Genomic DNA, 22,528 nt, shown 5'->3' on the forward strand with positions numbered 1-22,528 from the left:
GGACGGATCGGGCAGGGTGGAGGGCATGACCTCTGTGCGCCTGCACGCCACCGGTCCGGTCCACCCCGACGAGGCCTGGGACCGGTACCTCCACCCCGCCCGCTGGTCGGACTGGTCACCGCAGATCCGCGGGGTGCTGACCGACGCGGTGCGGATCGACCCCGGGGTGACCGGTCGGGTGCAGGGTCCGCTGGGGGTCTCGGTGCCCTTCGTCGTCGACGCGGTGGACGACGAGGCCCGCGAGTGGACCTGGTCGGTGGACATCGGCCCGGGCACGTTGGTGCTCGTGCACTGGGTGCGCCCCGGCCCCGGCGGGGGGACGACCACCGGCCTGCGGGTGTCCGGGCCGCTGCCGCTGGTCGTCGGCTACCTGGCGCTGGCACAGGTGGCACTGCAGCGGCTCGTGCGTCGCTGATCTCCCCTCCGGGTCCCCGGGGACGGGCCTGCACCTCCGTAACGTCGGGGGCATGAGCTCCACGCACGAGGTGACCAACCAGGTGCCCCCGCTGGTCGGTCACGACCCCATCGCCGGTGACACCGCGCTGGTCGAGGCCTGTCTGCGGCACGCCGACGAGCTGACCCTGGACTCCCTGGAGGAGCTCGGCGCGCTGGCCGGCAGCGAGCAGGCCGCGGAGTGGGGGCGGCTGGCCAACGAGAACCCGCCGCGGCTGCGCACCCACGACCGCACCGGGCACCGGGTCGACGAGGTCGAGTTCCACCCGGCGTGGCACGAGCTGATGGGCGCCGCCGTCGGCCACGGGCTGGCCGGGGCGCCGTGGGCACTGGCCGACGACCCCGAGCACCCCGACCCGCACGCACACGTCCGCCGGGCGGTGGGCTACCTGGGCTGGACGCAGGTGGAGATGGGGCACGCCTGCCCGGTGACGATGACGTACGCCGTCGTCCCCGCGCTGCGTCGGGCGCCCGAGCTCGCGGTGGTGTTCGAGCGCGGGCTGACCAGCACCTCCTACGAGGCCGGGCTGGCCGATCCGCGCACCAAGGCCGGGCTGGTCGCCGGGATGGGGATGACCGAGAAGCAGGGCGGCTCCGACGTGCGGGCCACCACCACCCGCGCCGTGGCCCAGCCCGACGGCACCTACGCGCTCACCGGGCACAAGTGGTTCACCTCGGCGCCGATGAGCGACCTGTTCCTCGTGCTCGCGCAGCTGGAGGAGGGCGTGTCCTGCTTCCTGGTGCCCCGGATGCTGCCCGACGGCGACCGCAACGTGTTCCGCCTGCAGCGGCTCAAGGACAAGCTCGGCGACCGCTCCAACGCCAGCAGCGAGGTGGAGTTCGACGGCACCGCCGGCTGGCTGGTCGGTGAGCCCGGCCGCGGCGTGCCGGCGATCCTGGAGATGGTGGCCACCACCCGGCTGGACTGCGTGCTCGGCTCGGCGGCCACCGTGCGGGCGGCGCTGACCCAGGCGCTGCACCACGCCCGGCACCGGGAGGCCTTCGGCGCCCGGCTGGTCGACCAGCCGCTGATGCAGAACGTGCTCGCCGACCTGGCCGTGGAGAGCGAGGCCGCCACCGCGCTGGCGATCCGGCTGGCCGCCGCCCAGGACGCCGGGGAGGCCGACTTCCTGCGGCTGGCCGGGGCCGCGGCGAAGTTCGCCGTCTGCAAGCGGACGCCGACCGTGGTCGCCGAGGCCCTCGAGGTGCTCGGCGGCAACGGCTACGTCGAGGAGTCGGTGCTGCCGCGGCTCTACCGGCAGGCGCCGCTGAACTCGATCTGGGAGGGCTCGGGCAACGTCATCGCCCTCGACGTGCTGCGGGCGATGGACCGCCGCTCGGAGTCCGCCGAGGCCGTGCTGGCCGAGATCGAGGCCGCCACCGGCGCCGACGACCGGTACGACACGGCCGCCGCCCGGCTGCACGCCGAGCTCGCCGACCCCGAGCAGCTGCCCTTCCGCGCCCGGCGGGTCGCCGAGCTGCTGGCCCTGTGCCTGCAGGGCTCGCTGCTGCTCCAGCACGCCCCGGGCGCCGTCGCCGACGCCTTCTGCGCCACCCGGCTGGGCGGTGACTGGGGCTCCGTCCTCGGCACGCTGCCCGCCGGCACCGCGACCGCCGAGATCGTCGACCGCGCGGTGGTCGCCCCGGCCTGAGGCTGGGAAGCTCGAGCGGGTGACGCAGCGCAAGCCCGAGGGGGTCTCGTTCGAGACCTGGGTCGAGCACCAGATCCGGACGGCGGACGAGCGGGGCGAGTTCGCCGACCTGCCCGGCGCCGGCAAGCCGCTCCCGAAGCGGGACGGCCCGGAGGACGCGTACTCCTGGGCACTGTCCTGGGCCCGCCGGCAGGAGCCCGACGCCACCTTCCTGCCGCCGTCCCTGGCGCTGCGCCGGGAGTACGACGACCTGCCCGCGCGACTGGCCACGCTGCGCGAGGAGTCGCAGGTCCGGGCTGCGATCGCCGAGTTCAACGGCCGGGTCGCCGCGGCCTGGCGGCAGCCGCTGGACGGGCCGCCGGTCGTCGTCCCGATGCGGGAGGAGGAGGCGGCGGTCGAGGTGTGGCGGGCCTCCCGGCCGCCGGAGCCCGAGCCGGAGGAGCCGGCGCCGGAGCCCGTCGTCCGCACCCGGTGGTGGCGCCGGACCCGGTGACACCGGTGCGGCTCACTGTCGGTCGGGGAGCCCGGGTCTAGCGTGGTGACGATGTCGATCGAGGAGCAGCGCCGGGCGGTCCCCGTGCCCGGCAGCTCCCTGGTGACCCCCCGGTTGCGGCTCCGACCGGTCCGCGCGGGGGACGGCGACGACGTCGTCGCCCTGCACGGGGACGCCGAGGTGATGCGCCACCTGGGCACCGGCCACCCCGTCCCGCCGGCCCGGGTGCGCGGGCGTGACCTGCCCCGGCTCCTGGCCAACCACGGCGCGCACCCGCTGGGCTGCTGGGCCGCCGAGGACCGGGCGACCGACGCCTTCGTCGGGTGGTTCGAGCTGCGACCGATGGCCACCACGCCGGTCGTCGCCGTCGAGCTGGGCTACCGGCTGCGACGCGCTGCCTGGGGTCGCGGGCTGGCCACCGAGGGCGCCCGCGCGCTGGTCGAGGCGGTGTTCACCGGCACCGACGTCGACGAGGTGGTGGCCACCACGATGGCGGTGAACACCGGGTCGCGGCGGGTGATGGAGAAGGTCGGCCTGACCTGGCGGCGGACCGTGACCGAAGAGGCCCCCGGTCCCCTCCCCGGTGCCGAGCACGGCGAGGTCGAGTACTCCCTCGCCCGCGCCGACTGGCGCCCGGCCCGCACCGAGCCGTTCCACCGCCGCCAGCCCCGCCGCTGGTCCACCCGCCGCCCCTGACTCAGCTCCCGCGGTGCACGCGGAGGACGGCGTGGGCGGCCAGGGACGGGGCGTCGGTGAAGCGGCCCTCGCGCACCCGGGCGAGGAACTCGGCCTCGGTGACGAACGCGCTCACCATGTCGGCCTCGCTGACCTCGCGGGCGGTCGGACCCCGGGTGAGGTCGGTGGCCAGCCACAGGTCGAACTGCTGGGTCATGATCCCGGGCGCGAGGTCCAGGTGGGCCAGGTGCTCGAGCCGGCCGGCCCGCAGCCCGGTCTCCTCGGCGAGCTCGGCCCGGGCCAGCTCCTCCGCCGTCCCCGACGCGCCGGCCGGCCACCCGCCCTGCGGGAACTCCCAGCTGCGCCGGCCGATCGGGTGCCGGTGCTGCTCGACCAGCCAGAACCCGTCGCGCTCGGCCGGCACCACCATCGCGAAGTCCGGGCGCTCGACCACCCCGTACACGCTGGTGGAGCCGTCGGCCAGCACGACGGTGTCCTCCCGGACCGTCGTCCAGGGGTTCCGGTAGACCTCGCGACTGCCCGTGGTGCGCACCCCGGCAGCGTGGCAGCAACGCGCCCGGGTGACCCGGTCGGGTGACGCTCCAGGTGTTTCGGACGAATGTGGCCCGTATCGTCCTCGTCACACGGGCCGGTGCGGCCCCGACGGGGGGAGCAGCGGGGTGTTCGGACTCGGTGCCCGGGACGGCGCAGCGCCGCTCGCCGCGGTGCTGGACACCCTGCCGGCGGCCACCGTCGTCATCGACGGCTCCTTCACGATGCTCGCGGTGAACGCGGCCTGGCGGCGGGCCGGGGGCACGATGCTCGAGCCGGGCAGCGAGATCTCGCTGGACGGCGACTCCTACCCCGACGCGCTGGACCGGGTGCTCCCGCCGCCCGAGCGGGCCCGGCTGGTGACCGCGCTGCGCGGGCTGCGCGCCACCGGGGAACCCACCGAGGTGCTCCGGTTCGCCGTCAGCGGTGCGTCGGGGGTCGTCTGGACCCAGTGGCAGGCGGCCGCGCTGCCGGAGGACGCCGGGCCCGGCGGAGCGCTCTTCGTCGTCACGCACACCGACATCACCGAGCTGGTCCGGCGGGAGCAGGAGCTGGCCTGGCGGGCCGGGCACGACGACCTCACCGGGCTCCCCGGGCGCAGCCGGCTGCACGAGCTCGTCGGCGAGGTGGTCGACGCCGGGGCCGGGGCCGCGGTCCTCTTCCTCGACGTCGACGGCTTCAAGAACGTCAACGACAGCCTCGGCCACCGGGCCGGCGACGAGCTGCTCACCCAGGTCGCCGCCCGGCTGGAGCGCCGCACCCGCCCCGGGGACGTCGTGGGCCGGGTGGGCGGCGACGAGTTCCTGGTGCTGGCCCGGGACTGCGACGTCGACGGTGCGGTGGCCATCGCCGAACGGCTCCGGGCGGCCTTCGAGGAGCCGTTCCTGCTGGGCGTCGAGCGGGTGTCGCTGACCGCGAGCGTCGGCATCTCGGTGACCCCGTGCCCCTCCGGGGCGGCCGCGGCCGACGACGGCGAGCCCCCGGCCGACGGCCTCATCGGCGACGCCGACGCCGCGATGTACGCCGCCAAGTCCGCCGGGCGCGACCGCACCGTCGTCTTCAGCACCGAGCTGCGGCAGGCCGCGCGCTGGCGGCTGGAGGTGTCCTCCCGGCTGGGCGACCCGGCCACGTACGCCGAGCTCGTCGTCCACTACCAGCCCATCGTGCACCTGCCCTCGGACCGGATCACCGGCCTGGAGGCGCTGGTCCGCTGGCAGCACCCCCGTCGCGGGCTGCTGCTGCCCGACGAGTTCGTCCCCCTGGCCGAGGAGACCGGGACCGTCGTGCCGATGAGCCGCTGGCTGCTGCACGAGGTCTGCCGGCAGGGCGCGGCCTGGTCGGCCGCGGGCACCCCGGTGGTCATCGGGGTCAACGTCTCCGCCCGGCACTTCGGCGCCGGGACCCTCGTGCAGGACGTGGTCGCCGCACTCACCGCCGCCGGCCTGCCGCCGTCCCAGCTGGTGCTGGAGCTGACCGAGACCGCGCTGGCCGACGAGCCGCACACGGTGGCCGCGCAGCTGCTGGAGCTCGACGCACTGGGCGTCAGCATCGCGGTCGACGACTTCGGCACCGGCTGGTCGACGCTGGCCCGGCTGCTCGCCCTGCCGCTGGACACCCTCAAGATCGACCGGTCGCTGCTGGACGCGGTCGACGGCATGAGCACCGACCAGGCGCACGGGGTGATGGCCGCCATCGTGGCGCTGGCCGACACCCTGGGCATCCGGGCGCTGGCCGAGGGGGTGGAGACCCCGGCGCACCTGGCCCGGGTGCGCGCGGCCGGCTGCGTCTTCGCCCAGGGCTGGCTGTTCGGCCGGCCGGTGCCGGCCGAGGAGCTGGGGCCGATGCTGGACGGGGTCGGGGAGCCGTGGGCGGACGTGGCCCGCGCGGGCTGACCGCGCGGCTGGGACGATCCCCGACGTGGCCTTCCCCGCGATCGCGCGTCGCTCCCGCCGGGCCACCTCCCCGGCGGGTCCCCCCTCCCGGGTGACCGCCCCGGCGGACCGGCCCTCCGGGACCACCGACGACACACCGACCCGGCACACTGCGGAGGTGACCGTGACCGAGAGCCCCGACGTCGAGAGCGGCTGGGAGCCCAGCACGGAGGCGTCGCCCGCCCGTCCGCGGCCCTCCCTGGACCTGCTGGTCTGGGACGCACCCAACATCGACATGACCCTGGCGACCGTCATCGGCGCCCGGCCCACCGCGGCGTCGCGCCCCCGGTTCGACGCCATCGCGTCCTGGTTCGTCAACGGCGCCGGCGACCCGGCCGGCAGCGGCTCCGACGACGTCGAGGCCTGCGTCTTCGCCAACGTGCCCCCGCAGCACGTCACCACCCTGCGCGGCTGGGTCGAGGCGCTGCGCAGCTTCGGCTACTCGGTCTTCGCCCGCCCCAAGAGCCGCCCGGACGACGACATCGACCAGTCGATGCTCGACCACATCGAGGTCCGCGCCGCCAGCCACGACCTGCGTCGGCTGGTCGTCTTCTCCGGTGACGGCCGCAACTTCGCCGAGCCGCTGGAGACCCTGGCCCGCAGCGGCACCGAGGTCGTCGTCGTCGCCTTCTCCGAGGTCGCCGGTTACGCGCTGAGCTCGGACCTGCTGCGCTTCGTCGACATCGAGGACGTCCCCGGCGCCTTCGCCGCCCCGCTGGACCGGGTCCGGCTGGACTCCCTGCCGGTGGACGGTGCCTGGCTGCGGCCGACCAAGAGCCTGCGCGAGGCGGCTGCGGCGTTCGTGGCGAAGCGGTCCACGTGAGCGCCGAGGAGGTCGGCACCACCACCGACCCGGACACCGGCGGCTTCTCCGCCGCCGTCCCCAGCCCGCGGGAGCCGGTCGACGACGACCCCACCCGCGGCAGCGTGCTGGTCCCGGGCGAGACCGTCTGGCGGATCGAGCGGGCCACCTCCCACGCGGTGTTCGTCGACGCCGCGGACTACTTCGCCACCCTCAAGCAGCTGATCCTGCGCGCGGAGAAGCAGGTGCTGTTCATCGGCTGGGACTTCGACCCGCGGATCCGGCTGGACCCCCGCACCCCCGGCAGGGGCCGCGACGACCGGGTCGGCCGGGTGCTGGAGCAGGTCGTGCAGGACAAGCCCGACCTGTTCGTCGGCGTCCTGCAGTGGGACCTGGGCATGTTCGAGGCCCTCGGCCGCGGTCTGGTGCCGATCGTGCTGCTGAACCGGCGCACCTCCGACCGCTTCCAGATGAAGGTCGACGCGCACCACCCGCTCGCCGGCGCGCACCACCAGAAGATCGTGGTGGTCGACGACTCGCTGGCCTTCGCCGGCGGCATCGACGTCACCGCCGACCGCTGGGACGACAGCCGGCACCTGGACCGCAACCGGTACCGGCACCGCCCCCGGTCCCGGCGCTCCACCCAGCCCTGGCACGACGTGACCAGCCTGGTGTCCGGGCCCGCGGCGAAGGCCCTGGGCGAGCTCGCGCGGCGGCGCTGGGCGGCCGGCACCGGCCAGCAGCTGGACCCGGTCGAGGGCATCGAGCACGCCTGGCCCGAGCAGGTGCCGGTGCTGCTGCGCGACGTCGACGTGGCCATCTCCCGCACCCGCCCGGAGTTCCGGGAGTGGGAGCTGGTGCACGAGATCGAGGACCTGTGGCTGGCCAGCATCGCCAGCGCGCAGACCTGCGTCTACATCGAGAGCCAGTACTTCGCCAACCGCCGGGTGGCCGAGGCCATCGCCGCCCGGCTCGGTGAGGACGACGGGCCCGAGTTCGTCGTGGTCAACCCCGAGACCGCCGACGGCTGGCTCGAGGAGAAGGCCATGGGCACCGCCCGGGCCAAGCTGCTGCGGATGGTCCGCGAGGCCGACGTGCACGGCCGGTTCCGGCTCTACGTCCCGGTCACCGCGACCCGGCAGCCGATCTACGTGCACGCCAAGGTGTGCGTCGTCGACGACCGGCTGCTGCGGATCGGGTCCTCCAACCTGAACAACCGCTCGATGGGCACCGACACCGAGTGCGACCTGACGATCGAGGCGACCGCCGACGACCCGCGGCGGGAGGAGATCGCCGGTTCCGTGCTCGGCATGCGCGACCGGTTGCTGGCCGAGCACCTCGACGTCACCCCCGACGAGGTGGCTGCCGCGATCGCCGGGCACGACGGCTCGCTGGTGGCGGCGGTGGAGTCCCTCGTGCGTGCCGAGGGCCGGTCGCTGGCGCCCTTCGAGATCCCCGAGCAGGGCCTGCTCGACACGGTGCTGGCCGACACCGAGCTGCTGGACCCCGAGACCACGCCCAACCGCGCCCAGCGGGTGGTCGCCCGGTTCCAGCGGCGCGGGCACCACGGCTGACCCGACCTCGGGGCCGGTGACCCCGGCGGGTTAGGGTCCCCTCACATGGACGGGGTGCCGCAGACCGCGGGGGCGTTGCTGCGTCGTGCGCTGCGCCGGCACCCCCGTCGGCTGGGGGCCGCCGTCCTCCTGCTGTCGGTGCACCAGGCCTGCGAGGCGCTGGTCCCGGTGGCCATCGGGGTCACCATCGACCGGGCGGTGGCGACCGGGTCGGTGCCGGCGCTGATCGCCTCGCTCGGTGGCACGGCGCTGCTGTTCCTCGTGCTGTCCCAGGCCTACCGGTACGGCGCCCGCAACGTGGTCACCGGCTGGTACCGGGAGAACCACCTGCTGCGGGTCGAGGTGACCGCCCGGGTGCTGGATCCCCGCGGGCTGCGGGGCGCGCCGCCCACCGGTGAGCTGCTCTCGATCGCCACCTCCGACGCGGAGAAGTCCGGCCGCGTGCTGGAGGCGGCCGCGATCGTCGTCGGCGGGACCACCGCGCTCGTCGTGTCCGCGGTGAGCCTGCTGCTGATCAGCGTGCCGCTGGGGGTCGGGGTGCTGCTGGGCGCGCCCCTGCTGGTCGCGGTCCTCCAGCTCCTCGCCCCCGTGCTCACCCGGCGCACCGCCACCCAGCAGGAGGACGTCGCCCGCACCGCGGGGCTGGCCACCGACCTGGTCCGCGGTGTCCGGGTGCTGCGCGGGATCGGGGCCGAGGACGCCGCCGCCGCGCGCTACCGGGCCACCAGCGCGACCGCGCTGGGCTCCACGCTGCGGACCGCCGGCGTGATCGGGGCCTACCGCGGTGCCACCGTGCTGGGCAGCGGGTTGTTCCTGGCCGCCGTGGCCGGCGTCGCCGGGGCGCTGGCGCTGGAGGGCCGGCTGTCGGTGGGTCAGCTGGTCACCGTCGTGGGGCTGGCGCAGTTCCTCGCCGAGCCGGTCGGCCTGCTGGGCTTCGCCGGGCAGAAGCTCGCCGAGGCCCGGGCCTCCGCGGCCCGGGTGGTCGGGGTGCTCACCGCGCCGCCGCTGCACCCGGCCGGGGTCGTGCCCGCCCCCGGCCCGGGTGCCCTGGAGCTGCGCGGCCACGGGTTCCACGTGGAACCGGGCCAGGTGCTGGGGGTGGTCGCCCCCGACCCCGCCGACGCGGAGGGGCTGGTCGGCCTGCTGGCCGGCCGACGCCCGGCCGACCCCGGTGAGCTGCTGCTCGACGGCGTCGACGTCGGCACGTTGGACCCCGGCACCGTCCGGGCCGCGGTGCTGGTCGAGCCGCACGCGGTGGTGCTGTTCGAGGGCACCCTCCGGACCGCGGTCGACCCCGCCGGGGACGCCGACGACGACCGGCTGACCGGGGCGCTGGCCGCGGCCGGCGCCGCCGACCTGACCGACCTGGAGCTGGCGGTGGCCGACCGCGGGCGCTCGCTGTCCGGGGGCCAGCGGCAGCGGGTCGGGCTGGCCCGGGCGTTGCTGCGCGACCCCCCGGTGCTGGTGCTGCACGACCCCACCACCGCCGTCGACGCGGTGACCGAGGAGACCATCGCCGAGGGGCTCACCCGGCTGCGCCGGACCCGCACCACCGTGCTGGTCACCAGCAGCCCGGCCCTGCTCGGCCGGTGCGACCACGTGGTCGTGCTGGCCGGCGGCCGGGTCCGCACCCGCGGCACGCACACCGAGCTGACCGCCGACGCCGACTACGCCGCGGCGGTGCTGCGGTGAGCGTGCCGGTGCCCGGGACCACCGACCAGCTGCTGCCGATCGCCACCGGCCGCCGCGCCGCGCAGGTCGTCGGTGCCCACCTGCGGGAGCGGCCGTGGGTCAGCGCGCTGACCGCGCTCACCGCGGTGGCCGCCTCCGCGGCCGGGCTGATCGCCCCCTGGGTGCTGGGCCGGCTGGTGGACGCCGTGGGGGGTGGCGGCTCGGTCTGGCCCTACGTCGGCGGGCTGCTGGGTGCCGCGGTGCTGGTCGCCGTCCTCACCGGGCTGTCGGCGCTGCTCATCGCCCGGCTCGGGGAGACCGTGCTGGCCCGGCTCCGCGAGGCCGTGGTCGACCGCGCGCTGCACCTGTCCTCGGCGACCCTGGACCGGGTGCGCGGCGGGGACCTGCTCTCCCGGGTCGGGGACGACGTGGCGAAGGTGGCCGACTCGGTCACCAGCGGGCTGCCCCAGGTCGCCGGCGCCGGGCTCACCGTGCTGCTGACCGTGGTCGGGCTGGGCGCGCTGGACGGGCGGCTGGCACTGGCCGGTCTGGTGGCCATCCCGCTCTACGTCCTCGCACTGCGCTGGTACCTCCCGCGCTCGGCCCCCCGGTACGCCGCCGAGCGGGTCGCGATGGGCGAGCGGTCCCAGGCGCTGGTCAGCTCCGTGCAGGGCGCGGACACCGTGCACGCCTACGCCGACGAGCAGCGCCACCGTGACGTCGTCACCGACCGCTCGGCCCGGGCGCTGGACATCGGGGTCGGGGTCTTCCGGCTGTTCACCGACTTCGGCTGGCGGATGAACCGGGCCGAGTACGTGGGCCTGGCCGCCGTTCTCGGGGTGGGGTTCGCGCTGGTGCGCAGCGGGGACGTGACCGTCGGCGCGGTGACCACCGCCGCGCTGCTGTTCCACCGGCTGTTCGGCCCGCTCGGGCTGCTGTTGTTCAGCTTCGACGACGTGCAGTCGGCCGGGGCGAGCCTGGTGCGCATGGTGGGCGTCGCCGACCTGCCCGCCGTCCCGGACCGGGAGCCCGCGCGCACCCCGCACCGGCCGGCGGTGGAGCTGCGCGGGGTGACGCACGGCTATGGCGACGGCCCGCCGGTGCTCACCGACGTCGAGCTGCGGCTGGCCCCGGGCGAGCGGGTGGCGCTGGTGGGGGCCTCGGGGGCCGGCAAGACCACGCTGGCCGGGGTGCTCGCCGGTGGACTCACCCCGCGGGCCGGCACGGTGCTGCTCGACGGCGCCCCGGCCGACCTGCGCGCCCACGTCGGGCTCGTCAGCCAGGAGGTGCACGTCTTCGCCGGCACGCTGGCCGACGACGTCCGGCTGGCACGGCCCGGGGCCAGCGACACCGAGGTGCGTGCGGCGCTGGCGGTCGTGGGTGCCGACTGGGCGCAGCTGGACGACCGGGTCGGCGAGGGCGGGCGTGAGCTCACCGCCCCGCAGGCCCAGCAGCTGGCCCTGGCCCGGCTGGTGCTGGCCGATCCCCCGGTCGCCGTGCTCGACGAGGCCACCGCCGAGGCCGGCAGCGCCGGCGCCCGCGACCTCGAGGAGGCCGCCCTCGCCGCCACCGCCGGCCGCACGACGCTGGTGGTCGCCCACCGGCTCACCCAGGCGGCCCGGGCCGACCGGGTCGTGGTGCTCGAGGCGGGCCGGGTGGTGGAGGAGGGCACGCACGCCGAGCTCGTCGCCGCCGGCGGGCGCTACGCCGGGCTCTGGTCGGCCTGGACCGCGCGGGGGTGAGTCAGGCGAGGACGCGGACGGCGAGGACGGCGATGTCGTCGTCCCGGGCCGGGCCGGTGAGGTTGGTCAGCACGTCGTCGAGCAGCTCGTCCACCGGGCGGTGCTGCTGGCCGGCCAGGGCCCGGGCGAGGTCGCCGGTGCCCACGTCGAGGTCGCGGTCGCGGTGCTCCACCAGGCCGTCGGTGTAGAGCACCAGGGTGCTGCCCACCGGCAGGTCGCGGACGTGGTCGTGCCGCAGCCGCGTCGGGTCGACGCCGATCAGCACGTCGGGCGGGGTGACCAGCAGCTCGACCGCGCCGTCGGGGTGCACCAGCAGCGGGGGCGGGTGCCCGGCGTTGGACCAGGTGACCCGGGCACCCAGGTCGAGCCGCTCGACCCGGGCCAGCAGCAGGGTGGCCAGGGTGTCCAGGTCCAGACCCGCGGCGGCGCGGTCGACCCGGTGCACCGACTGCGAGGGCACCTCGGAACGGTCGAAGGCGAACCCGCGCAGCAGGGTGCGCAGCTGGCCCATCGAGGCGGCCGCCGCGGTGTCGTGCCCGGTCACGTCGCCGATGGCCAGCACGGTGGTGCCGTCGGGGGTGGTGAAGGCGTCGTACCAGTCCCCGCCGACCTGGTCCTGGGCGTGCGAGGGCAGGTAGCGGGCCGCCACGGCCAACCGGTCCGGTGCCGGGAGCTCGGTGAGCATCGCCCGCTGCAGCGTCTCGGCGACCCCCCGCCGCTCGGCGAGCAGCAGTGCCCGCTGCAGCGCCTGGGCCACGTACCGGGCCAGGGCCCGGATCACCAGCCGGCCGGCCGGGGTGATGTCGCGTCGGGAGGTCCAGACGAGGCTGAGCACCGCGCGCTCCTGGCCGACCAGGTCCAGCGGCAGGTGCAGGTTGGCCTCGAAGGGGGCCACGTCCTCGGTCAGCCCGGGGACGGCGGCCCGGGTGGCGGCGGCGTCGGCGAACCAGCGCTCCCGGCCGTCGAGCGCGGTGAGGGTGGCCGGGTGCGGCTCGTCCTGGGGGCGGGGCCGCCAGCTGCCGGTGCCGGGGCGCCCGTCGGCGGTGACCGGCACCAGGTCCCGGCGGTGGCCCTCCTGCAGCGAGACCACGGCCCGGTCCACCCCGAGCCGGCGGGTGGCCAGCTGGGCGACCGTGGAGGCGACGTCCGCGACGGTCTCGGTGCGGTTCAGCGTCTCCGACAGGGCCAGGAGCAGCCGGGACTGCCGGCCGGACTCGGCCTCGGCGTCCGCGGCGGCGTCGGCACGCAGCTGCAGGGTGCGCAGTCGCAGCTCCGACGAGCAGGCCGAGGCCAGGTCGGCCAGGCTGCCCAGGTCGTCGGTGGTCCAGGTGCGGGTCTCGGTGTCGATCGCGCACAGCGCCCCGATCACCCGGCCCTCGGCGTCGACCAGCGGGTGCCCGGCGTAGGCGATGAGCCCCAGCCCGGGGATGGCCAGGCTGTCGCGCAGCAGCGGGTGCTCGCGGGCGTCGGGGACGGCCAGCGGACCGGCGGTGGTGACCACGTGCTGGCACAGCGACCAGGAGATCGGCATCGAGCGCTCGGTGGCGAAGGGCTCGGGCAGGCCGACCGCTCCGGGGAACACCTGCCGGTCGGCGTCGACCAGGCTCACCAGCGCGATCGGCACCCGGAGCTGGCGGGCGGCGAGCCGGGCGAAGCGCTCGAAGGCCTCGTCGGTGCGGGCCGGCAGGGGGGTGGCGACGGGCAGCGGCAGCGGGAGCCGGAGCGGCTGGGTCAGCTCGCCGCTGTCGGTGCCCTGGCGGGAGATCGTCACCCGCGCAGCGCCACCAGCACGGCCTCGACCCGCCGGTCGCGGGTGGCGTCGGTCTTCGCGCCGTCCACGGCGAGGGCGTGCGCCTTCTGCTTCGACGGCGAGAGCGCGGCGAACGCGGCCCGGTCGGCGTCGTCCATCACCGCGGCCAGTGCGGCCGGGGGCTCCACGGTGCGCGGCTCGGTGTCCAGCTCGAGGTCGACCACGACCTCCTGGCCCGCCTCGACACCCGCGGCGGCCCGGTACTCGGCGGCCAGCGGCACCAGGTCCTGCCCGCCCATGACCGCCACCGTGCTGCGGTAGGAGTACCCGTTCAGCCTCACGGTGACGGCCGGTCGCCGCCCACCGCCCAGGGCGGTCACGACGTCGTCCGGGACCGGCAGACCGGTGGCGGTCTGCCGGGCCGCGAGGACGGTCGTGCGGAACTGCATGGCCTCATCCTGCCCGACGTGACCACCCCCCGGGAACGTCCGTGGCCGGAGGCCCTGCGGTGGCTCCCGTCCACCAGGGACGCGGCATGATCGCGGCGTGTCCGACTGGCTGGCCCGTGTCCCCCTCCTCGGCTCCCGCGTGCACCTGGTGCCGCTGGGTCCCGAGCACGCCGGGGCGTGGCTGACCGGCCTGACGGCCGACGTCGCCGAGCACCTGTCCATCGGCCCGCCGGCCGACCGGGTGGCCGCCCTCGACCAGGTCGCCACCGCTCTGACCCAGGCCGGCCGGGTGCCGTTCGTGCAGCTGACCCCGGCGGGGGAGTTCCTCGGGTCGACTTCGTTCTACGACGTGGACGAGGCGAACCGGTCGCTGGCGGTCGGCTACACCTGGCTGGTCCCGGCCGCGCAGCGCAGCGGGGTCAACCGGGAGGCCAAGCTCCTGCTGCTCACCCGGGCCTTCGACGAGCTGGGCGCGGTGCGGGTCGTCTGGCACACCGACGAGCGCAACGAGCGCTCCCGGGCGGCCATCGCGGCCCTCGGCGCGGTCGAGGAGGGCCGGCTGCGCAAGCACCGCCGCCGGCGGGACGGCAGCTGGCGGACGACGGTGCAGTTCGCGATGACCGACGAGGACTGGCCGGCGGTGCGCGACCGGCTGCGCGCCGGGTCGTCGTCGTGAGCGACCTGCGCGGGCCGGACTGGTACGGCGAGGACCTCTCCGGCCGCGAGCACACCGGCGACGCGTTCTGGGACGGCGACCTGTCCGAGGTGACCGGCACCGCCGCGACCTTCACCGACTGCACGTTCGGTGGCGTCCGGTTCAACGCGGCGCGGCTGACTGGCTCGGCCTTCCGGTCCTGCACCTTCACCCGCTGCTCGTTCTTCGCCGCCGAGCTCGAGGAGTGCAGCTTCGTGGGCAGCCGGTTCACCGACTGCACGCTGCGGCCGTTGACCGTGCGCGGTGGGGACTGGTCGTTCGTCTCGCTGGTCGGTCAGGACCTGCGGGGGACGACCTTCGACGGCGTCCGGCTGCGCGAGGTGGACCTGACGCGGGCCGACCTGTCGACCGCGGCGGTGACCGGCGCCGACCTCTCCGGCGCCGAGCTCACCGACAGCACCTGGACCGGTGCCGACCTGCGCGGCAGCGACCTGAGCGCCTTCGACGTCCGCGAGGTGGCCCTGGCCGGCGTGCGGATCCGCGCCGAGCAGGCCGTCACCCTCGCCCAGGCCCTGGGCCTGCGCATCGGCTGACGCGGGGGCCTCAGCCGCAGGAGCCGACGTCGATGCCGTGCGCCTGCAGCCAGGGGGCCGGGTCCTGCCGGTCCTGGTAGAGGCCGGCGTAGTGCGTCTCGATGTGCAGGTGCGGCCCGGTGGACTGGCCGCGGTTGCCGACCTCGGCGATCTTCTGGCCGGTCTCGACCACCTGTCCGGCGCGGACGTCGAAGGAGTCGACGTGGCCGTAGAGGGTGATCACGCCGTTGGGGTGCTGGAGGTAGACGGCCTGGCCGAACCCGCTGGCCGGGCCGGCCTGCAGGACGACACCACCCTCGGGGGCGTAGATGGGCGTCCCGATCGGGGCGGCGATGTCGATGCCGTAGTGCGTGGTGCCCCAGCGCGAGCCGTAGCAGGAGGTGATCCGGCCGGTGACCAGCTGCCCGGTGCCGGCGGTCGCGACCTCGGTGGCCCGGGTGGCGGCGGCGGTCGCAGCGGCCTCGGCGTCCTCGACGCCCTGGGCAGTGAGCAGCGCGACCTGGGCGTCGAGCAGCTGCTGGGCCAGCGCGGCCCGCTCGGCCTCGGCGGTGGCGTAGGAGGCCTGGGCGGCGGCGAGCTCGCCCTGCGCGGCGGCGTCGGCCTGGGCGGCGGTGGCCGCGGCGGCGTCCAGCTGGGTGACGGCGGTCTGCGCGGCGGCGTCGGCGTCCTCCTGCTGGTCCTGCACGAGCTCGACGGCCTCCAGGCGCTCGGCGCGGTCCACCCCGAGCCGCTCCAGCGTGGCGGCCCGCTGCAGCACGTCCTCGGGGCCGGCGGCGTCGAGCAGCACGGTGGCCGCACCGAGGGACTGCTGGCCCATGAAGGCCTCCCGGCCCAGGGTGGCGACGTCGGCCTCGGCCACCTCGGTGGCGGCGATCGCGGTCTGCAGCTGGGCGGCGGTCTGCACCTGGGCGGCCTGCGCGGCCACCAGGGACTCCTGCGCGGCCCGGTCGGCGTCCGCGGCGGCCTCGGCGAGCACGGTGACCCGGGCCAGCTCCTCCTCGGCGGCGGCGACCAGCGCGGTCACCCGGTCGACCTCGGCGGAGGCGGTCGCGATCCCGGCGGCGTCGGTGGGCACGTCCCCGGGAGCGGCGGACGCCGAGGGCGCCCAGAGGCCGGAGAGCGACAGCGCCGCGAGGGTGGCGACCAGGGCTGCCAGCAGGCGGCTCCGGTGGGTGTGCTCGGGGCGCAGCGACAGCAGGACGGACTCCGTTCGAGGTGTGACGAATGGTGTGGGTGGGGCGCGGGGCCCTGGCGACCGTAGCCGGAGACACCCCCGCCTGTCACGAACGGGTAACGGACCTGTGGAGGAACCCACACCCCCGGGGGGCCACGGACGGGTGAGCCCGGCCCCGGGTCGGGTCGCGCTCACTACCATCGGGCGCGTGGGTTCTGCACACACCCGGCTCGGACGGGCCGGCGACGCGGTCTCCGAGGAGCTGGTCGAGGCCGCCGAGGCGGCCCTGGCCGGGCCGTCGGGGGGATCCGCGGTGCTGCCGCGGGTGGTGGGCGAGGCCCCCGTCGCGGTGCTGCTCATCGACCGCGGCACGGGCGAGGTCACCTACGGCAACACCGCCGCCCTCCGCCTGGCCGGTGACCTCGAGCTGCCGCTGGGCACCGACGCCTGGGCCGATGCCGTGGGGCTCACCGACCTCGACGGCCACCCGCTCTCGGGCACCGACGGGCCGCTCTCGGCCATCGCCACCGGGCTCCCGGTCGCCGGCGAGGCCGTGCGGGCACCGGGGGCCGACGGCGGCCCGGAGCAGGTGCTGTGGGTGACCGGTTTCCCGCTGGGCCCCGGGGTGGACGGGCTGGACCTCTCCCTCGTCGTCCTGCTGGCCGTGGACGAGGGGCCCGACGCGGCGACCGGCCTGGTGCTGCAGTCCCTGCGCGACCGGGCGGTCGTCGCCACCGACATCTGCTTCACCATCTCCGATCCCCGCCGCCCGGGGAACCCCCTGGTGTGGGTCAACCCCTCGTTCACCCGGGTCACCGGGTACAGCGCGGAGGAGGCGCTGGGCCGCAACTGCAGCTTCCTGCAGGGCCCGGCCACCGACCCCGCGGTGGTCGCCGAGATCCGGGCCGGGATCGCGGCCCGCCGGCAGACCACGGTCACCCTGCTCAACCACCGCAAGGACGGCACCGCGTTCTGGAACCAGCTGTCGATCTCCCCGGTGTTCGACCGGATCGGTGAGCTGACCGGCTTCGTCGGCGTGCAGTCCGACGTGACGGCCCGGGTGCTGCTGGAGGCCGAGCGGGCGGCCGCGCACGCAGCGGAGCGGACGGCCCGCCGGGACGCCGAGGCCGCCCAGGAGCGGCTGCGCCTGATGGCCGAGGCCACCACGCTGCTGGCCGGCACCCTGGACACCGGGGAGCTGCTCGACCGCCTCGCCGGACTCTGCGTCCCGTCGCTGGCCGACTGGGTGTTCATCGCCCGGCTGGACGGCGACGGGGTGGTGGACGAGGTCGTGGTGCACCACACCGGTGGCGACCCGGCGCACCTGCAGGACGTGCGCTCGGCCTTCCTGGGCCGGCACCTGCCCGAGTCGTCCCCGGCGTACGAGGCGGTGCGCACCGGGGGGCCGGTGGTCGTCCGCGACCTCCGGCCCGAGACGCTGCAGCCCTTCTCCCGCGGCCTGGACCCCCGGATGCTCGCCGAGCTGGGCACCCGGTCGCTGCTCGCCGTCCCGTTGCCGGCGCGCGGGGGCACCCGCGGGGTGATGACCCTGGTGCGGGCGATCGACGACGGCTTCTCCGCCAGCGACGTCGGTCTGGCCGTCGACCTGGGCACCCGGGCCGGACTCGCGCTGGACAACGCGCGGCTCTACGAGCAGGAGGCGTCGGTGGCCGAGGCCCTGCAGCGCTCCCTCCTGCCCGAGCTGCCGGCCATCGACGGCGTCACCGGGGCTGCGCACTACACCAGCGCCTCGGCCGCGGCCGCCGTCGGCGGGGACTTCTACGACCTGCTCGCGCTGCCCGGCGACCGGATCGGCATGGTCATCGGCGACGTGGCCGGACACGACCTGAACGCCGCGGCGACGATGGGGCAGCTCCGAGGCCTGCTCCGGGCCGGGTGCTGGGACCTCGACGCCCCCGACCCCGCCGTCGTCCTGGGTCGGGTCGACCGTCTGCTCGACGTGCTCGACGTCCCGGGGCTGGCCACCACCGTGCTGCTGCGGGCCGACCGACCGGCCGACGGCGGGCCGTGGCGGGTGGAGTGCTCGAACGCCGGCCACCCGCCGGTGCTGGTGCGCGGCCCGGACGGGTCGGTGCGGCCGCTCACCGAGGAGCACGACCTGCTGCTGGGCGCCGCGCCGCAGGCCCGGCGCCGCACCGCGGTGGTCGAGGTGGAGCCCGGCAGCCTGCTCATCGGCTTCACCGACGGGCTCATCGAGCAGCCCGGCGCCGGCGGCGGGCCGGCCCGGGACGTCGACTCGGGCACCGCAGCGCTGGTCGGGCTGCTCGCCGGGCTGCCGGTGGGTCTGCCCGCGCCGGACGTGTGCGAGGCGATGACCGCGCTGGTCTCCGCCCGGCTGGACGACGTGGCCTGCCTCGTCGTCGCCCTGCACTGACCTTCAGGCCTTCAGGCCTTCAGGCGCGGGTGGACCTCGGGGCCGGGGTGGCACCGGGGACGCCGACGCCGGAGGTGAGCTGGGCCCACACGTGCTTGCGGTCCTGACCCACGGCGTAGCCGTAGTGGGCCGACAGCTGGGCCACCATCGGCAGGCCCATGCCGCCCAGCGCCGGGTCGCGGTCGACCGCGGGCACCGGCGGACGGTCGGGGGCCTCGTCGGACAGGGTCAGCAGCCAGCCGTCGCGGGTGGCCACGATGACGGCCTCGACGGCGCCGCCGCCGTGCCGCAGCGCGTTGGAGGCCAGCTCCTCGAAGGCCAGCAGCAGGCCCTCGCGGGCGTCCTCGGTGGAGGACGAGGTGAGGGAGGGGTGCGCCAGCCGCGCCCGCAGGTCCATCCGGACCCGGGAGGCGTCGTGCACGCTGGGCAGCTGCCACCGCCAGACGTCGCCGACGATGTCGGGCACCGGCGCAGCCGGCCAGGCGTCCTGGTTCACCGTCGGTCCTCCCCGGATGTCGTGGTCCGACGGGCCGTGCCGACCCGGTGACGGCTGGTGCGCACGTTCACGGGGCCTCCACTGCTCGAAGGGCGGTCGTCGTCCATGGTGCGGGACGGCGCAGCTCCCCGCACGGGGGAGCCGGTCCTCAGGAGGTGCTGGGCGCTCCGTGGACCGGGATGATCCCCGGGGTGACCCCCCGCAGCACGGCCGTGCCCGGTCAGGACGTCGTGGACCTGCCGACGGCCCTGGAGCAGCTGCGCGACCGGGTGGCGGCCGTCCCGCTGGTGCTGGCCACCCCCGGTCGGGACGCCGCCGACCGCACCGCCCGGTCGGTCGTCGACCAGGTCACCGACCACCTGCTGCCCCGGGTGCGCGACATGGACGCCCCGCTGCTCACCGTGGTCGGCGGCTCGACCGGGGCCGGCAAGTCGACGCTGGTCAACAGCCTGCTCGGCGCCACGGTGACCACCCCCGGGGTGCTGCGCCCCACCACCCGCTCACCGGTGCTGGTCTGCGCCCCGGCCGACCGCGCCGCGTTCGCCGACGACCGGGTGCTGCCCGGCCTGGCCCGCACCACCGGGGGCTCCGGCGGCCCGGGGACGCTGCAGCTGGTGGTCACCGACGCGCTGCCGGCCGGCCTGGCCCTGGTGGACGCCCCCGATGTGGACAGCGTGGTGGAGGCCAACCGCGACCTCGCCGGGCAGCTGCTGTCCGCCGCCGACCTCTGGGTCTTCGTCACCACCGCGTCCCGGTACGCCGACGCCGTGCCGTGGGACCTGCTGCGCACGGCCGCGGAACGGGGGACGGCGCTGGCCGTGGTGCTGGACCGGGTGCCCCCGGAGGCCGTGCGGGAGGTGGCCGAGGACCTGCACGGGATGCTCGGGCGGGCCGGCCTCGCGCAGGCGGCGTTGTGGGTGGTCGAGGAGCGACCGTTGGTCGACGGGTTCCTGCCCGAGGACCAGGTCGCCCCGCTGCGGTCCTGGCTGCACGGCCTCGCCGCGGACGCCGGGGCCCGGGCCGCCGTCGTCCGGCAGACCCTGGTCGGTGCGCTGGCCAGCCTGGACGAGCGGGTGGCGGTGGTGGGTGTCGCGGCCCAGGAGCAGGCCGCGGCGGCCGGGGCCCTGGCCGCCGCCGCCGACACGGCCTACCGGCGCGCGGAGGAGGCGGTGGACGAGGGCGTGCGCAGCGGCACCCTGCTCCGTGGGGAGGTGCTGGCCCGCTGGCAGGAGTTCGTCGGCACCGGGGAGTGGATGCGCAGCCTGCAGGCCGGGATCGGCCGGCTGCGCGACCGGGTCACCGCGGCGTTCACCGGGAAGGCGACCCCGGCCGAGGACCTGCAGGTGGCGCTGGAGTCCAGCGTGGAGCACCTGCTGCGGGCCTCGGCCGACGAGGCGGCCGAGCGCACCGTCACCTCCTGGCGCGGGCTGCCCGGCGGGGCCGCGCTGGTGGCCGGCCGGGAGCGCGAGCTGGGCACCGTCACCCCCGGCTTCACCGAGGCCGCCGCCGACGAGGTGCGCGGGTGGCAGGGCGCCGTCCTCGGGCTGGTGCGTGACGAGGGGGCCGGCAAGCGCTCCCGGGCGCGGCTGCTGTCCTGGGGCGTCAACGGTGCCGGTGCCGTGGTCATGGTCGCGGTGTTCGCGCAGACCGCCGGACTCTCCGGGGCCGAGGTCGCGGTCGCCGGCGGGACGACGGTGGTCGGCCAGCGGGTGCTGGAGGCCGTGTTCGGCGACGCCGCCATCCGCCAGCTCGCCGACCGGGCCCGCACCGACCTCGACGCCCGGGCGGCCCGGTTGCTCCACGTGGAACACGACCGCTTCGTCGCCCTGCTGGAGCCCGCCGCGACCCCGGCGGACGCCGAGGAGCTGCGCGCCGCGGTCGCCGTGCTGGCCCGGGCCCGCTCGTGAGCCGCCGCGAGCTGTCCCTGGCCGACCGGCTGACCGCGCTGCGCGAGGCGGTCGAGGTCGCCGACGGCCGGCTCGAGGTGCCCGAGGTCGGCAGGGCCCGCGCCCTGCTGGCCAAGGCCGGGGCCCGGCAGGCGCTGGGCGACGCGACCGTCGTCGCGTTGGCCGGGGCCACCGGCAGCGGGAAGTCCACCCTGTTCAACGCGCTCAGCGGCAGCGAGGTCAGCACCCCCGGGGTGCGCCGGCCCACCACCGGCGTCGCGCACGCCACGGTCTGGGGGGAGGGTGCCGACGGGCTGCTCGACTGGCTCGAGGTGCCCCGCCGGCACCGGCACGCCCCAGACCCGGCGCTGGACGGGTTGGTGCTGCTCGACCTGCCCGACCACGACAGCGTGCGCCTGGAGCACCGGCTGGAGGTCGACCGGCTGGTCGAGCTGGTCGACGTGCTCGTGTGGGTGCTCGACCCGGAGAAGTACGCCGACGCCGCGGTCCACGACCGGTACCTGAAGCCCCTGGCCGGGCACGCCGGCACCCTGCTCGTGGTGCTCAACCAGGTCGACCGGCTCACCGACGAGGCCGCCGCGGCCTGCCTGACCGACCTGCGCCGGCTGCTGGACGCCGAGGGGCTGGCCGGCACCGAGGTGGTCGCGGCCAGCGGACGCACCGGTCAGGGCCTGCCCGAGCTCGTCGACCGGCTGACCCGCCGGGTCGCTGCCCGCCGGGCCGCCGCGGAACGGCTGACCGCCGACGTGCGCGGGGCGGCCCGCGGCCTGGCCGAGCACTGCGGGACGGCGGGGGAGACGTCGCGGGCCGACCGGGAGGTGCTCACCCGCGCCCTCGGCGACGCGGCCGGGGTGCCGGCGATCACCGCTGCGGTGGAGCGCTCGACCACGAAGGCGGGGACAGCGGCGACGGGGTGGCCCGTCGTCCGGTGGGTCGGCAAGCTCCGCCCGGACCCGTTGAAGCGGCTGCACCTGGGCAACGCCGACAGCCGCAGCTCGCTGCCCGAGGCCGGGGCGGTGCAGCTGGCCGGGGTGGCCACCGCGGTGCGCCGGGCCCGGGACTCCGCGGGCGAGGGCCTGCCGGTGGCCTGGACCGACGACCTGCGGCGCACCGTCGAGGTGCACTCCGACCGGCTGGGCGACCGGCTCGACCGCGCGGTCACGGGCACCGACCTGGGCTCCGAGCGCACCCCGGTCTGGCAACGGGTCGTCGGCGGGCTCCAGTGGCTGCTCGCCGCGGCCGCCCTGGTCGGGGTGCTCTGGCTGCTGGGCCTGGTGGTCCTCGGGTGGCTGCAGCTGGACGACGTCGTGCCGCTGCCGCGGGTGGAGGGCCTGCCGGTGCCCACGCTGCTGCTGGTCGGCGGGTTGCTGGCCGGTGCGTTGCTCGCCCTGCTGGTACGACCGTTCGTCGCGCTCCGGGCCCGACGCCGGGCCCGCCGGGCGCGGAAGCGGTTGGACACCGCGGTGGCCGCGGTCGCTCAGGCCGAGGTGCTCGACCCGCTGGCCGAGACGACCGCCGACCACGCGCGCTTCTGCGCCGCGGTCACCCGCGCCGGCAGCTGACC

General features: G+C 76.5%; 19 protein-coding genes. 14 read left to right on the forward strand and 5 right to left on the reverse strand.

Features of this window, described 5'->3' with window-relative positions:
• The first annotated feature begins 25 nt into the window (after positions 1-25).
• Genes F1C76_10285 through F1C76_10300 form a run of 4 tightly spaced genes read left to right on the forward strand, consistent with a single transcriptional unit; the run spans position 26 to position 3,294 of the window.
• Positions 26-415 (forward strand): SRPBCC family protein, encoded by a 390-nt coding sequence (locus F1C76_10285; GenBank protein ID QNG36924.1) that lies wholly within the window; start codon positions 26-28, stop codon positions 413-415.
• A 52-nt stretch (positions 416-467) separates the two neighbouring features.
• A complete protein-coding gene (locus F1C76_10290; protein ID QNG36925.1) occupies positions 468-2,105 on the forward strand; it encodes a DNA alkylation response protein in 1,638 nt (545 codons plus the stop codon).
• Positions 2,106-2,124: 19 nt separating this feature from the next.
• Positions 2,125-2,598 carry a DUF1992 domain-containing protein gene (locus tag F1C76_10295; protein QNG36926.1) on the forward strand — a complete coding sequence of 158 codons (474 nt, stop codon included), beginning with the start codon at positions 2,125-2,127 and terminating at the stop codon, positions 2,596-2,598.
• A gap of 51 nt (positions 2,599-2,649) precedes the next feature.
• Positions 2,650-3,294: a GNAT family N-acetyltransferase gene (locus F1C76_10300; GenBank protein ID QNG36927.1), complete on the forward strand. Its 645-nt coding sequence runs from the start codon at positions 2,650-2,652 to the stop codon at positions 3,292-3,294.
• A 1-nt stretch (position 3,295) separates the two neighbouring features.
• Here the strand turns inward: F1C76_10300 and F1C76_10305 are convergent, their stop codons facing one another.
• A complete protein-coding gene (locus F1C76_10305) occupies positions 3,296-3,826 on the reverse strand; it encodes an NUDIX hydrolase (protein QNG36928.1) in 531 nt (176 codons plus the stop codon).
• Positions 3,827-3,953: 127 nt separating this feature from the next.
• Between F1C76_10305 and F1C76_10310 the strand changes: the two genes are divergently transcribed.
• The 5 genes from F1C76_10310 to F1C76_10330 all read left to right on the forward strand — a co-directional run bounded on the left by F1C76_10310 (position 3,954) and on the right by F1C76_10330 (position 11,545).
• Positions 3,954-5,717: an EAL domain-containing protein gene (locus tag F1C76_10310; protein ID QNG36929.1), complete on the forward strand. Its 1,764-nt coding sequence runs from the start codon at positions 3,954-3,956 to the stop codon at positions 5,715-5,717.
• 25 nt (positions 5,718-5,742) lie between these two features.
• Complete coding sequence (locus F1C76_10315; GenBank protein ID QNG36930.1) at positions 5,743-6,579, forward strand: NYN domain-containing protein; 837 nt, start codon at positions 5,743-5,745, stop codon at positions 6,577-6,579.
• Between the two features lie 104 nt (positions 6,580-6,683).
• Complete coding sequence (locus F1C76_10320) at positions 6,684-8,132, forward strand: phospholipase (GenBank protein QNG39157.1); 1,449 nt, start codon at positions 6,684-6,686, stop codon at positions 8,130-8,132.
• Between the two features lie 45 nt (positions 8,133-8,177).
• The gene (locus F1C76_10325) at positions 8,178-9,824 is read left to right on the forward strand and encodes an ABC transporter ATP-binding protein (protein ID QNG36931.1); all 1,647 of its coding nucleotides are present in this window, start codon (positions 8,178-8,180) and stop codon (positions 9,822-9,824) included.
• Positions 9,821-11,545 carry an ABC transporter ATP-binding protein gene (locus F1C76_10330; protein ID QNG36932.1) on the forward strand — a complete coding sequence of 575 codons (1,725 nt, stop codon included), beginning with the start codon at positions 9,821-9,823 and terminating at the stop codon, positions 11,543-11,545. Before F1C76_10325 ends, F1C76_10330 begins: the two co-directional genes overlap by 4 nt.
• A 1-nt stretch (position 11,546) precedes the next feature.
• On the opposite strand, the gene F1C76_10335 is transcribed toward F1C76_10330, so the two are convergent.
• Entirely contained in the window at positions 11,547-13,316 is a 1,770-nt protein-coding gene (locus F1C76_10335) for a SpoIIE family protein phosphatase (GenBank protein ID QNG36933.1), read from the reverse strand.
• Positions 13,313-13,744 carry a DUF1905 domain-containing protein gene (locus tag F1C76_10340; GenBank protein QNG36934.1) on the reverse strand — a complete coding sequence of 144 codons (432 nt, stop codon included), beginning with the start codon at positions 13,742-13,744 and terminating at the stop codon, positions 13,313-13,315. Before F1C76_10340 ends, F1C76_10335 begins: the two co-directional genes overlap by 4 nt.
• Before the next feature lie 97 nt (positions 13,745-13,841).
• On the opposite strand from F1C76_10340, the gene F1C76_10345 reads away from it, so the two are divergent.
• Together F1C76_10345 and F1C76_10350 are read left to right on the forward strand one after the other, a co-directional pair.
• A complete protein-coding gene (locus tag F1C76_10345; protein QNG36935.1) occupies positions 13,842-14,420 on the forward strand; it encodes a GNAT family N-acetyltransferase in 579 nt (192 codons plus the stop codon).
• Positions 14,417-14,992, forward strand: coding sequence for a pentapeptide repeat-containing protein (locus tag F1C76_10350; protein ID QNG36936.1), 576 nt, complete (start codon positions 14,417-14,419; stop codon positions 14,990-14,992). Before F1C76_10345 ends, F1C76_10350 begins: the two co-directional genes overlap by 4 nt.
• A gap of 10 nt (positions 14,993-15,002) precedes the next feature.
• Here F1C76_10350 and F1C76_10355 read toward each other — a convergent pair whose 3' ends face one another.
• Positions 15,003-16,139, reverse strand: a complete 1,137-nt coding sequence (locus tag F1C76_10355) for a M23 family metallopeptidase (protein QNG39158.1) — start codon at positions 16,137-16,139, stop codon at positions 15,003-15,005.
• On the opposite strand from F1C76_10355, the gene F1C76_10360 reads away from it, so the two are divergent.
• Positions 15,970-18,561 (forward strand): SpoIIE family protein phosphatase, encoded by a 2,592-nt coding sequence (locus tag F1C76_10360; protein QNG36937.1) that lies wholly within the window; start codon positions 15,970-15,972, stop codon positions 18,559-18,561. The genes F1C76_10355 and F1C76_10360 overlap by 170 nt on opposite strands.
• A gap of 19 nt (positions 18,562-18,580) precedes the next feature.
• On the opposite strand, the gene F1C76_10365 is transcribed toward F1C76_10360, so the two are convergent.
• Positions 18,581-19,057 (reverse strand): ATP-binding protein, encoded by a 477-nt coding sequence (locus tag F1C76_10365; protein ID QNG36938.1) that lies wholly within the window; start codon positions 19,055-19,057, stop codon positions 18,581-18,583.
• A 179-nt stretch (positions 19,058-19,236) separates the two neighbouring features.
• Between F1C76_10365 and F1C76_10370 the strand changes: the two genes are divergently transcribed.
• Complete coding sequence (locus tag F1C76_10370; protein QNG39159.1) at positions 19,237-20,964, forward strand: ABC transporter; 1,728 nt, start codon at positions 19,237-19,239, stop codon at positions 20,962-20,964.
• Positions 20,961-22,526, forward strand: coding sequence for a GTP-binding protein HSR1 (locus F1C76_10375; protein QNG36939.1), 1,566 nt, complete (start codon positions 20,961-20,963; stop codon positions 22,524-22,526). The genes F1C76_10370 and F1C76_10375 overlap by 4 nt, the downstream gene beginning before the upstream one ends.
• The last annotated feature ends 2 nt before the right edge of the window (positions 22,527-22,528 follow it).

The organism is Geodermatophilaceae bacterium NBWT11 (assembly GCA_014218215.1).
GTDB lineage: Bacteria > Actinomycetota > Actinomycetes > Mycobacteriales > Geodermatophilaceae > Klenkia.

What these genes read in the sequence shown, in the direction of transcription:
- F1C76_10285 (QNG36924.1), top strand. Translation starts at nt 26, where the DNA reads ATGACCTCTGTGCGCCTGCACGCCACCGGTCCGGTCCACCCCGACGAG.
- F1C76_10290 (QNG36925.1), top strand. Translation starts at nt 468, where the DNA reads ATGAGCTCCACGCACGAGGTGACCAACCAGGTGCCCCCGCTGGTCGGT.
- F1C76_10300 (QNG36927.1), top strand. Translation starts at nt 2,650, where the DNA reads ATGTCGATCGAGGAGCAGCGCCGGGCGGTCCCCGTGCCCGGCAGCTCC.
- F1C76_10325 (QNG36931.1), top strand. Translation starts at nt 8,178, where the DNA reads ATGGACGGGGTGCCGCAGACCGCGGGGGCGTTGCTGCGTCGTGCGCTG.
- F1C76_10340 (QNG36934.1), bottom strand. Translation starts at nt 13,744, where the DNA reads ATGCAGTTCCGCACGACCGTCCTCGCGGCCCGGCAGACCGCCACCGGT.
- F1C76_10370 (QNG39159.1), top strand. Translation starts at nt 19,237, where the DNA reads ATGATCCCCGGGGTGACCCCCCGCAGCACGGCCGTGCCCGGTCAGGAC.